The sequence below is a fragment of the Bacillus sp. FSL R5-0431 genome (assembly GCF_038002985.1).
Classification (GTDB): Bacteria; Bacillota; Bacilli; order Bacillales; family Bacillaceae; genus Bacillus.
In genome coordinates this window covers 1,374,568-1,386,785 of record NZ_JBBOOG010000001.1, presented here as the reverse complement: position 1 = coordinate 1,386,785, position 12,218 = coordinate 1,374,568, and the positions used below count along the sequence as shown (strand labels likewise).

General features: G+C 41.5%; 9 protein-coding genes. 2 read left to right on the top strand and 7 right to left on the bottom strand.

Features of this window, described 5'->3' with window-relative positions; genetic code table 11:
• Positions 1–96: 96 nt before the first annotated feature.
• The gene (cyoE, locus tag MKZ03_RS06900) at positions 97–1,014 is read right to left on the bottom strand and encodes a heme o synthase (RefSeq protein ID WP_003211774.1); all 918 of its coding nucleotides are present in this window, start codon (positions 1,012–1,014) and stop codon (positions 97–99) included.
• 394 nt (positions 1,015–1,408) lie between these two features.
• Between cyoE and MKZ03_RS06895 the strand changes: the two genes are divergently transcribed.
• Complete coding sequence (locus MKZ03_RS06895; protein WP_106049221.1) at positions 1,409–2,332, top strand: COX15/CtaA family protein; 924 nt, start codon at positions 1,409–1,411, stop codon at positions 2,330–2,332.
• 40 nt (positions 2,333–2,372) lie between these two features.
• Here MKZ03_RS06895 and MKZ03_RS06890 read toward each other — a convergent pair whose 3' ends face one another.
• The 5 genes from MKZ03_RS06890 to glsA all read right to left on the bottom strand — a co-directional run bounded on the left by MKZ03_RS06890 (position 2,373) and on the right by glsA (position 10,188).
• Complete coding sequence (locus MKZ03_RS06890) at positions 2,373–3,806, bottom strand: cryptochrome/photolyase family protein (RefSeq protein ID WP_341031383.1); 1,434 nt, start codon at positions 3,804–3,806, stop codon at positions 2,373–2,375.
• Between the two features lie 99 nt (positions 3,807–3,905).
• On the bottom strand, positions 3,906–7,352 hold the full coding sequence (gene pyc, locus MKZ03_RS06885; protein ID WP_341031381.1) for a pyruvate carboxylase: 3,447 nt from the start codon (positions 7,350–7,352) through the stop codon (positions 3,906–3,908).
• 80 nt (positions 7,353–7,432) lie between these two features.
• The gene (gene ftsW, locus MKZ03_RS06880) at positions 7,433–8,644 is read right to left on the bottom strand and encodes a putative lipid II flippase FtsW (RefSeq protein ID WP_034662626.1); all 1,212 of its coding nucleotides are present in this window, start codon (positions 8,642–8,644) and stop codon (positions 7,433–7,435) included.
• Positions 8,645–8,854: 210 nt separating this feature from the next.
• Complete coding sequence (locus tag MKZ03_RS06875; protein WP_003212509.1) at positions 8,855–9,136, bottom strand: YlaN family protein; 282 nt, start codon at positions 9,134–9,136, stop codon at positions 8,855–8,857.
• Positions 9,137–9,258: 122 nt separating this feature from the next.
• Positions 9,259–10,188 (bottom strand): glutaminase A, encoded by a 930-nt coding sequence (glsA, locus tag MKZ03_RS06870; protein WP_034662630.1) that lies wholly within the window; start codon positions 10,186–10,188, stop codon positions 9,259–9,261.
• 120 nt (positions 10,189–10,308) lie between these two features.
• Between glsA and MKZ03_RS06865 the strand changes: the two genes are divergently transcribed.
• Positions 10,309–10,791: a hypothetical protein gene (locus MKZ03_RS06865; protein ID WP_034662633.1), complete on the top strand. Its 483-nt coding sequence runs from the start codon at positions 10,309–10,311 to the stop codon at positions 10,789–10,791.
• Between the two features lie 15 nt (positions 10,792–10,806).
• Here MKZ03_RS06865 and MKZ03_RS06860 read toward each other — a convergent pair whose 3' ends face one another.
• On the bottom strand, positions 10,807–12,129 hold the full coding sequence (locus tag MKZ03_RS06860; RefSeq protein ID WP_106072252.1) for a PhoH family protein: 1,323 nt from the start codon (positions 12,127–12,129) through the stop codon (positions 10,807–10,809).
• Positions 12,130–12,218 lie beyond the last annotated feature (89 nt).

Below are 12,218 nucleotides of genomic sequence, written 5' to 3'. Positions count from 1 at the left end.
AATAGAACTGAATATCAGGCGGCTTTCATAGTTGTTAGAAAATGTTGTGTTATAAGATATAGCCATTGTTTTGATGTGATCAAAGTGTATTTTACTCTAGAATAGTGTAATGATAATCATCGCGACGAAAAAGATGGTTAAGTAGTTTAATGAATAAACGAACATGAGCGTTGACCACTTCATGACGTCTTTCATTTTAAAGCCCATAAGGCCAATGACGAGCCATCCAATATTCAGCAATGTGCCAAGTGCGACAATCGGCCATCCTAATCCACCTAAGAAAAATGGAAGTGGAAGAAGACATGCTGTCCAAATGATGATTTGGCGTTTCGTGACTTCAAAGCCATAAACGACTGGCAGCATTGGAATACCTGCCTTACGGTAATCTTCCGTTTTCTTAATCGCAAGTGACAGGAAGTGCGGGATTTGCCAAATGAACATAATCATAAACAAAACCCAAGCCGTTGTGTCAATTGTACCTGTGACAGCTGTCCAGCCGATTAATGGCGGCACCGCACCAGATACACTTCCAATAACGGTATTGATGGTGTAATGACGTTTAGACCACATGGTGTAAAGAACTGCATAAGTAAAGACTCCGATAAAACCAATCACTGCTGATGTTATGGTTGTCATCAGAAGCATGATGAGTCCAAGTACAACAAGCAAAATACCAAATGCATACGCTTGCCCCGGCTGAATCTTACCTGTAACCGTCGGTCTTGTTTTTGTTCTTTCCATTAATATATCAATATCACGGTCAAACGCATTATTAATGGCGCATGAACCGGCAATAATAAGAGAAGAACCAATCATTGTTAACAGCACAATATCAAGATTCCCAAGGAAACTCATACCTGTAAAATAAAAAGCAAGCCACATTCCAGTAAATGTTGTAATGAAGTTGGAATTGACGATGCCCATTTTAATCAGAGCAAGAAAATCTTTCCAAGCTGTTGTTTCTTCTATTTGTCCATGAATAGCTGCTTCCGCAGCTGTTTTGGAATTTGCCAATGTGTATAACCTCCCTTGCCCAAACCTTCAAACGAACAAATGAAACGTAAATTCGTTACAACTCTATCATACAAGATAAACAGCTGTAAAAAAACATCCTATTAAATAATAAACGACAATCTTGAAGTTATTTGTGAACTTTTCGTGAATTTATAAGGATTTATGTGTGTTTCAGAAGGCGGTGCAAAATGAAATATTCTCTCCTCTATTTCTATCAGACTGTCAAAGAAAGATCAAGCACTCTAAATCTGTAAACTTTGTGAACTAACATATCATTTTTTTGTGAACTTTGGTCATTATGAATTGCAACAGAACACGCATTTGGCTTAAACTTGAGAGCATATGAGGTTTTTCATTTAGATCAGAAGTTTTTTAGAGAAGGTGAAATAATTTGATGAAATTTGCTTTAAGGTTATTGAGCGTGATCACAACGTTTGTGATGCTGATCGTTTTGATTGGCGGTGCGCTTGTGACGAAAACCGGCTCGGGTCTTGGCTGCGGCCGGCAGTGGCCCCTTTGCCACGGACGTTTCTTCCCTGAAATGAACCCTGCTTCCATCATCGAATGGAGTCACCGCATGTCAACAGGGGTTTCCACCATTCTTGTTCTGGCACTGGCGGTCTTATGCTGGAAAAAGATTAGTCCAGTATTCCGTGAAACCAAATTTTTGGTCATCATGTCGATTATATTCTTACTGCTTCAAGCGCTTTTAGGAGCTCTAGCCGTCGTGTTTGGTTCTAACGCCCTTGTGATGGCACTGCACTTCGGTATTTCACTCATTTCTTTTGCTTCAGTGTTACTGCTTGCCCTTCTTGTATTTGAAGCAACCAGATCTGAAACAAAGCTTGTGAAGCCGCTTCATATCGGCAAAAAAATGCAGTTCCATATTTATGGTTTGATCACCTATACGTATATCGTGGTGTATACGGGTGCTTATGTGAGGCATACAAAGTCAAGCCTTGCTTGTTCTGTCTTCCCGTTTTGTTCAAAAGACGGTGCACTTCCAGCGTACTTTAATCAGTGGGTGCAAATGTCTCACCGAGCAGCAGCACTTCTTTTATTCGTCTGGATATTTGTTGCGATGTTCCATGCCATGAAACATTATAAAGAACAGAAGCAGCTGTATTATGGATGGATTATTTCAGCCATTCTGATTACACTTCAAGCCATTTCAGGTGTGATGTCTGTGTATTCTCAGCTCGCACTAGGTTATGCGCTGGCTCATTCATTCTTTATTTCCGGTTTGTTTGGAGTACTCTGTTACTTCTGCTTACTCATTGCCCGGTTTAAATATGAAAGCAAAGAACCATTCAAATAAGAATTTGTATCCCCCTTTCATGCGGAATGGGGGATTTGTTTTATTGTTGTTTTGCTTCTTCAAATAGCGAAATGGCTTTTTTGCGTCTTTCCTGATGATCAACTGTCGGCAGCGGGTATGTATCACCTAGCACACATTCCGATTTCAGTTGTTCATCTAATGGCATTTTAATTGGTTCATGTATCCACTTTTCATCGACATGCTCTAGCTCTGGTACATATCTTCTAATATATTCCCCGCTCGGATCAAATCGCTTCGACTGGGTCGTTGGGTTAAAAATACGGAAGTACGGCACGGCATCTGTCCCGACAGAGGCAGCCCACTGAAATCCTCCGATATTTGACGCCTCATCATAATCCACAAGTTTTTTTGCAAAATACGCTTCGCCCTTTCTCCAATCAATCAAATAATCCTTTGTTAAAAATGAGGCTGTGACCATTCGCAAGCGGTTATGCATCCAGCCCACCTCATTTAACTGTCTCATCCCTGCATCAACGAGCGGAAAGCCTGTTTCCCCTTTACACCAAGCTTCAAACAGCGCCTCATCTTCATTCCATTTCATTCCTTGAAATGCCGAATTGATTTCTTTTTCTTTCATCTCTGGATAATGTGCATAAATCATTTGGTAAAAATCGCGCCATGCCAGCTCTTTGATAAAGGTCTCTCTGCCCTCGTCTTCAAATAGTGCTTCTTCATACATCGCATGAAAAATCGTTCGGATCGAAATAGTGCCTGTTTTTAAGAAACGCGACAGCTTGCTCGTTCCAAAAAGAGACGGAATATCTCGTTTCTCATGGTAACGCGTTAATCTTTTTTGGATAAAGCGATGCAGCGTGTTCATCGCTTTGTCAGAGCCGATTTGATCAAACTTCCTTGAGCAGCCCTTTAACAAGTCTCGCAGTTTGTCATTTCCTTTTTGCGAAAGTGACTCATCACAAATCGTATGCTCACTGCTGAAAAATGATTTGTCAACTTTTATCACAGGCTGCTTCTCTTGCTTCCGCCATGATTGATAGTATGGGGTAAACACTTGATATTGTGAGCCATCTGCTTTTAAAATATCTCGTGCCCCGTGAAGATGTGTATCTTGCCACGTTGACACATGAATGGCCTTCTTTTCTAAAAAATCGGTTACTTGCTGGTCACGCCTTTGGCCGATACCCACTTCATCTTCATTAAAAAAGACGGCTTTGATGTCATACACATCCATGACCTGCTGAAAGGCGCGCAGGACATCATCATGGAGAAGGTGAACATAAATTTGAGATTCTCTCGCTTCCTTGACGAAATGCGCCAAGTTTTGAAAGAAATGTTCGTTGTTTATATCCAGTTCCATTTCAGTAAAAAATGGATCTAGATGATAAAGAGCCAATAATTTGTACTCGTGTTTTTTTGCATATGTGATCGCTTTTGATAAGGCGATATGATCATCCAATCGCATATCTCGGCGAAACCAAATCACAACAATTTCCAACTTTCTTCACCTCACTCTATAGTGTAATTACTCTCGCAGGCTGCTGCACATTTTAATGCGCTCAAAAAAAGACACATCACGATGGATGTGTCTCACTTATTATTCAGGCTTTAACACAATCAGCAGATCACCGGTTTGAATCGGTTCTCCATTTGTCACATGTATTTCATCTACGACCGCAGTGAATGGCGCTTGTACAGTCGTTTCCATTTTCATGGCTTCATTGATCATCAAATGCTCACCTTGCGAGATTTTCTGTCCTTTTTCCACGAGCACTTTGATAACAGTGCCTGGCATTGATGCGGCAATGTGATTTGGATTTGAACGGTCCGCCTTCATCTTTTCTTGAACGGATGATTTGATGCTTTCATCCTTAATCACGACTTCACGCGGCTGTCCATTTAGCTCAAAGTAAAGAACTCTTGTGGCATCTGGATTCGGTTCTCCAATTGACACGAGTTTAACAATGAGGGTTTTTCCTTTTTCAATTTCTACCTCAATCTCTTCACCAAGCCTCATCCCATAGAAGAACGTTGGAGTGTCAAGAACAGAGATGTCCCCATAGCTTTCTGCTGTTTGGACAAATTCAGAAAAGACTTTTGGATATAAGGCATACGCAATCGCGTCTTGCTCTGTCAGCGTCAGGTCATGAGATTCTTTGAACTGCTGCTTAATGTCTTCAAAGTCCACTGGCTTCAGCTTCTCACCAGGTCTGACAGTGAGCGGTTCTTCTCCTTTTAAAATCAGCTTTTGTAATTTTTTAGGGAATCCGCCATGCGGCTGGCCTAAATAGCCTTTAAATAATTCCACAACAGAATCCGGGAAGTCTAATGTTGCTCCTTTTTCATAGACATCTTCCTCTGTTAAATCATTTTGCACCATATAAAGTGCCATGTCTCCAACTACTTTAGAGGAAGGTGTGACCTTCACAATATCACCAAACATGTCGTTCACACGTCTGTACATTTCTTTTACTTCGTTCCAGCGGTCGCCAAGTCCGACACCTTTCGCCTGCTGCTGCAAGTTACTATACTGACCGCCAGGCATTTCATGCTCATAAATTTCTGTATGAGGTGAGTTCATGCCGCTTTCGAACTCACGATAGTATTTTCTGACAGAATCCCAGTATTGAGAAAGGTGTTCGACAGATTGGACGTTCATGTCTGGCTTTCTTTCATGTCCATCTAAAGCATAATACAGTGAGCTTGCACTTGGCTGCGATGTGAGTCCTGCCATAGAGCTGACGGCCACATCCACAATATCAACGCCTGCATCAATCGCTCTTGCATAGGTGAACAGTCCATTTCCACTCGTATCATGCGTATGAAGATGGATAGGGATCGTGAGCTCATCTTTTAAAGCAGAGACTAACTCATAAGCTGCCTGCGGCTTTAATAATCCCGCCATATCTTTAATACCTAAAATATGTGCACCGGCAGATTCAAGCTCTTTCGCAAGAGATACATAATACTCAAGATCATATTTCGGACGAGATGGATCAAGAATGTCCCCCGTATAACAAATGGCTGCCTCTGCCACTTTGCCTGATTCACGAACAGAATCAATGGCAAGCGTCATGCCTTTTACCCAGTTTAAGCTATCGAAAATACGGAACACGTCAATGCCTGCTTCGGCCGACTCCTTTACAAATGCTTTAATCACATTATCCGCATAGTTTGTATATCCGACAGCGTTTGATGATCTTAAAAGCATTTGGAACAACGTGTTTGGTACTTCTTGGCGTAGCTCTTTTAATCGTTCCCAAGGATCTTCTTTTAAGAAACGGTACGCAACATCAAATGTAGCGCCGCCCCACATTTCCATACTAAACAGCTCTGGCCATAAACCTGCTGTTGGCTGGGCAACTTTCTTTAAATCATGTGTTCTGAAGCGTGTCGCAAGCAGAGACTGATGTGCATCCCTAAAGGTTGTATCTGTTAAAAGGACGCTATTTTGTTCTTTCACCCAATTGGCAAGGCCCTCAGGTCCATGTGTGTCTAACAATTGTTTTGTCCCAGACGGAATCTCTTGATGTAGAGGAAGCTTCGGTACAATTGGCTTGTCAAAATGAGGCTTCTTTTTCTCCGCTATACCAGGGAACCCATTAATGGTCACGTTACCAATATAAGTCAACATCTTCGTTCCACGGTCTTTTTGCTTAGGGAAATTAAATAGTTCTGGCGTTGAATCGATAAACGACGTATCGTATTCCCCTTTTAGAAACTTCTCATGCTTTGCCACGTTTTCAAGAAACGGAATGTTTGTTTTAATCCCGCGAATCCTGAATTCCTGTAAGTTTCGAACCATTTTAGCAGCCGCTTGGTCAAATGTGAGCGCCCATGTGGACAGCTTGACCAATAGTGAATCGTAATAAGGTGTAATGACTGCACCTTGAAAGCTGTTCCCTGTATCAAGTCGTACACCAAATCCCCCACCTGAACGGTAGGCCATAATTTTTCCTGTGTCTGGCATAAAATCATTTAAAGGATCTTCTGTTGTGACCCTTGATTGAATGGCAAAGCCATGTGTAAAAATATCTTCTTGCTTTGGTATACCGACTTCCTTGCTGTGAAGGTCATGACCCTTTGCGACAAGAATTTGGGTTTGGACGATATCGACACCTGTGATCATTTCAGTGATCGTGTGTTCTACCTGTACCCTTGGATTGACTTCAATAAAGTAAAACTCTCCATTTGCGACAAGGAATTCTACAGTCCCTGCATTGATATACGATACATTCTGGGCCAGCTGAACAGCCGCTTCGCAAATATCTTCACGCAGTTGATCTGTAAGAGACACACTTGGCGCCACTTCAATGACCTTTTGATGCCGCCTTTGAACAGAGCAGTCACGCTCATATAAATGAATGATATTGCCGTGATTGTCACCAATCACCTGCACCTCAATATGTTTCGGATTTTCAATCAGTTTTTCAACGTATACTTCGTCATTTCCAAAAGCAGCTTTTGCCTCTGACTTCGCACGGTCATAGGCTTCCTTCAGCTCCTCTTTCGTTCTGACAATCCGCATACCTCGGCCGCCGCCGCCTAGTGAAGCTTTAATAATAAACGGGTAACCGTATTCTTCACCGAATTTTTCGACTTCTTTGACCGAATCAACTGGTCCGTCACTTCCTGGAATGACTGGAATTCCAGCTTTTTTCGCTTCATCTCTTGCCTTTACTTTATCTCCAAACATATCTAAATGCTGAGAAGTTGGACCGATAAATTGAATGCCTTCCTCTTCGCATCGTCTTGCAAAATGAATATTTTCAGATAAAAATCCGTAACCTGGATGGATCGCATCCACGTCATTTCGTTTTGCAATTTCGATGATCCCCTCGATATCAAGGTAGGCATCAATCGGTTTTTTCCCTTCTCCAACTAGATATGCTTCATCTGCTTTATAGCGATGATAAGAGCCCGAGTCTTCTTTGGAATAAATGGCCACTGTACGTAAATTGAGCTCCGTACAGGCCCTGAAGACTCTGATAGCAATTTCCCCTCTGTTTGCAACTAGAACCTTTTGAATTGTTCTCTGTGACATTTCTCACTCCTCCATATCCCTTAAAATTTTATATGTACTCTATAATAAAGGAAGAAATGAAAACTGTACACTTTTGTTTTCTAAAGATTCAAAGTTTTCTGCAATCCATTTTTTTGAACTGATGGCTTGCTCATTGATTTTTTCTTTTTGTAACGCTCTTTATATTCAGTAAACATGCTGATATTCAGCAATATTCCCATACAGCCGCTAAGTAAAATGATGGACGATCCCCCGTAGCTGATAAATGGAAGTGTGACCCCTGTAATCGGAATCAGACCTGAAACACCGCCTAAATTAATGCATGTTTGGATCGCAATCATGGAGGAAATTCCTATTGCAAGCAAACTTCCAAATGGATCTTCACACTTTCTTGCAATATAAAAACCTTTCACGACGATGAAGCCAAGGAGAGCGAGAACAAAAAATACACCGAAAAAGCCAAGCTCTTCTGAAATGATCGCCATGATAAAATCTGTATGCGGCTCTGGAAGATATCCGTACTTTTGAACGCTTTCTCCTAGACCCAGTCCAAAAAAGCCGCCTGATCCAATAGCGTAATAGGAATTAATCAATTGATGTCCAGTCGCCCCTGCATCTTTAAATGGATCTTGGAAACTCTCAAAACGCCCGAGACGATTTTGCGTGAAAATTTTATCCCAAAAAAGAATAATAAATGGGGTCACGACGACCATCACGGCACTAAATAGCGCCAGCAGCTTCGCAAGTGTTTTCCCGCTAAACCCTGAGCATAAAATCATCGCGAGAGCAATCATGCCAATGATAAAGGCTGTCCCATAGTCTGGCTGCAAAATGATAAATCCGCATAAGATCGAGACAATCACGATGGGAGGTGTGACTCCTCTTAAAATATGATCAATATAATGCTGCTTTTTTGCATACACAGCAGCAAGATAGATAATGACGACAATCTTCACAAATTCCGCTGGCTGAAGACTAAATGGGCCTATTTTGATCCAGCTTCTTGCGTTCCCTGCAATATGACCGCCAAAGTACACATAGATGAGTGAAAACACTGATAGCAGCAGCATACCGATCTGGAATTTCTTATTTGAAAACAGCTGATATGGAACTAGTGCTGTAAAGAACAAGATGACCGCTCCAACGATCATAAATAAAAGCTGTTTCTTAAAAAAATTATCTGGTGCGGCATCGTATCTGATCACAGATGTAATCATACTTGAGCTATACACCATGACCAAACCGAATGCGCTAATTAAGATAATGGCGAACAATAATGAGTAGTCATACGATTTTAGCATTCTCTTTAACATATAATCCTCTTCCTAACGTCTGTTTCTACTGCTTGATATCCTCTTAGCTGTTTTTATTCTACTACATTTTCTCCGTTTGATCTCGTTTTACCTCTTTTATATTGTTCGTCATTCATGAAAGAATCAAGTCCGTTTGACATCAATCAATGAAAAGAAAATAGAGGACAAAAAAACTCAAACTTATGTTGAGGAAGTTTGAGTTTTCAATCATTATTTTTTTGTGAACGCATCATGAAGTGCGGAAAGCTCTCTCTCAAGTTTATCGAGTAGTTTCTTACCTTCATGTTGATCAACTAATCCAAGCCGGACAGCAAAATCAATTTCTCTCGATAATCCGAACATTTGAGTATCTAAAACCTCTTCATAAAGAGGACATTGCGGCATCGTTAAGTTGTCCATTTGCACTTGGATCAATTTTAAAATTTTATCTGCATCCAATTTTAATAAAGCCAGTGCTTTTTGCCGATGATCGACTAAAATTTCTGACGCCAAAAGTATCCCTCCGTTCCCCAGGCGAGTACCTAATTCTTCTATTTATCATAAAGCGAAACGCCCAAAATTGCAAGCAGATTTGTACAGTTCGCTTTGTAAAAATAAAAAGAAGCCTTCCTTCATTAAAAGATACTCATCTCATATTTTTCACTCATCAGCTCAAGCAGCTTAATCCCAGCAATACTATTCCCTTTTTCATCCAGAGCTGGACCGAAGATACCGATCCCGAAATCATATGGTGCCGCCCCCATAATCCCGCCTGAGACACCGCTTTTAGCAGGAATTCCGATGTTAATGGCAAATTCTCCGCTCGCATTGTACATGCCGCACGTCACCATAAAGGTTTTACAAATTCTAGCGACATCTTTCGAAAGAATCTGCTTACCCGTCTCTGGATGTCTGCCGTCTAATGAAAAAACACAAGCAATTTTCGCCAAATCCAAGCTGTTCATCATGATGGCACATTGTTTCGTATAGACGTCCATGACTTCTTCTACGTTCCCTCTAATAATATGATATTGCTTCATATAATAGCACATCGCCCGGTTAATCATGGATGTCTCAAATTCGGAGGCAGCTGTTTCTTTGCAGTATGTAATGCTTTTGTCATTTGCCAGCTCTCTAATGAAGCCAAGCAAACGGCTCAGCTGATCTTGCGGAGTCGCTCCTCTGATTAAACTCGTGACTGCGAGCGCCCCTGCATTAATCATTGGATTCAGCGGTTTATTCGGGCTCGCTGTTTCCAGTTTGATCATCGAATTAAACGGGTCACCTGTTGGTTCTTGTCCAACAAATTGAAATACTTTTTTTGGTCCTTCTTCTGAGAGCACGAGCGCAAGTGCTAATACTTTTGAAATGCTTTGAAGAGTAAACCGTTTATCTACATCTCCTGCCGAGTGGCACGTATTACTCACATGATACACAGCCACAGATAAATCCGTCTGATCCGCTTTGCCGAGTGCGGGAATATAGGATGCTACTTGACCATCTTTGGCCACTTTTTTTGCTTCTTCTACAAATCGCTGAAGCTCTTCATTGTCGCGACATGCCATGCCTAATATCCTCCCTATCCTTCATGTAAGATTAGTGTGTACAAGGAGACGCATGTTTATGAAAGTGACAAAGCGGGGGAAAACTTCTATAATTTATGTTGGAAAGGGGTTGTCTTGAACATGAGCATCATTCAAATCAAGGGGAACGTACAGTACAAGATCACCATTGATCCAAGTGTATGGATTTTTGATGACCGTAAATTTTTAATGGATTCATTCTTTGAAAAAAGTGCAGAAAGTGAAGAGAATCAGCTAGATCAGGAGCTTGACCAAGAGCGGGTCATAAGAGAAGGTCAGACACTTCCACCCACGTTAAAAACAGAGAAGAAGTATGAAAAGGAAAGACTCGTCACAGGCAGCTTCGGGATGAAGCTTGGCGATATGCTAAAAAATGCTGAGCCGCTTGAACATGCGGATACATGCGAATTTGTCACAGAAACAGGTACAATTGCTGTGCCGCTTTCTCAGGCAATGGAGAGCATTGCTCATTTCAGTCAAAATGGTAAGCCAATCACAGAAGAAGGACCAATCCACGTCTATTTCGCGGATCAGTCCAACCTCACTCAGCCGATAAAAGGTGTCAAAGAGCTGATGATTACATAAGTCAGAGGGTCTGGACTATAGCAAATCAGCGGCAAGCTGTGCAAGTCCAGACCTTTCTCCTTTGACAAGCTTGACATGTCCAGAGATTTGCTGTCCTTTGAACCGCTCGATCACATACGTAAGCCCATTATTTAAGCTGTCTAAATAAGGATGATCAATCTGCTCTGGATCTCCCATCAGCACAATTTTACTTCCTTCTCCGACTCGCGTTAATAATGTTTTCACCTCGTGCTTTGTTAAATTCTGCGCCTCATCAATGATAATAAATTGATCAGGTATACTTCTTCCCCGGATATACGTTAATGCTTCGACTTGAATAGATCCAATTCCCGCCAAAATCGCATCAAGCTCTCCAGGCTTTTTTGTATTAAATAAAAACTCTAGGTTGTCATAGATCGGCTGCATCCATGGTCTGAGCTTTTCTTCCTTTTCTCCTGGCAAGTAGCCTAAGTCTTTCCCAACAGGTACGATTGAGCGCGCCACGATCAATTTTTTAAACATACCGAGGTCCTCTGTCTGCATTAATCCGGCAGCAAGTGCAAGCAATGTTTTACCAGTCCCCGCTTTTCCGATCAGCGTCACGAGCGGAATATCACGGCGCAAAAGCAGCTCGAGTGCCATCGTCTGCTGGACATTTTTTGGACGGATTCCCCAAATATACTCTTGATCATAAACGAGACGTTTCACATGCTCTGCCTTTTGATCAAGCATTCCTAAAGCAGAACCGCCTTCATTTCCCTTCATGATGACAAATTGATGAGGGTTGAATGGTGCACTTGTGACCTCTTTTATTGGTAATTGATTTTGCTTATAAAATGTATTCAATTGCTCAGTCGGAATGTAGAGCTCATGATAGCCATTATCGATGTCTTCATTTTGCAGAACACGGTCACTTAAGAAGTCTTCTGCTTGAAGCCCTATAGCATCCGCCTTTACCCGCACTAAGACATCCTTGCTGACCAAAATGACAGGCCGGCCATGAGGTTTTGTTTCTTCCTCTAAGCTCAAATTTTTCGCGACTGCCAAAATCCGATTATCGTTCGTTTTTTCAATAAAAATTTCTTGAAGCTCATGGAAGGAGCGGTGATTCAGTTCAATGCGCAGCGTCCCTTTTGATTCTAGTGTAATTTTTTCATGCAGTTTCCCTTTCGATCTTAAACCGTCGATTAAGCGTGAGACACGCCGGGCATTTTGCCCAACCTCGTCCATATATCTCTTTTTCGAGTCTACTTCTTCTAACACAACGGCTGGTATGACGACCTCGTTGTCTTCAAATGAAAAGATTGAATTCGGATCCTGTAATAACACATTTGTGTCTAATACATAAATTTTACTCAGGTCCTTCGCCTCCTGATCGGGGTTTCATTCATCCTTGTCTTTCCCAAAACGATTGTTAAAATATATGTTTTCATGAATAAAGTTAGAAG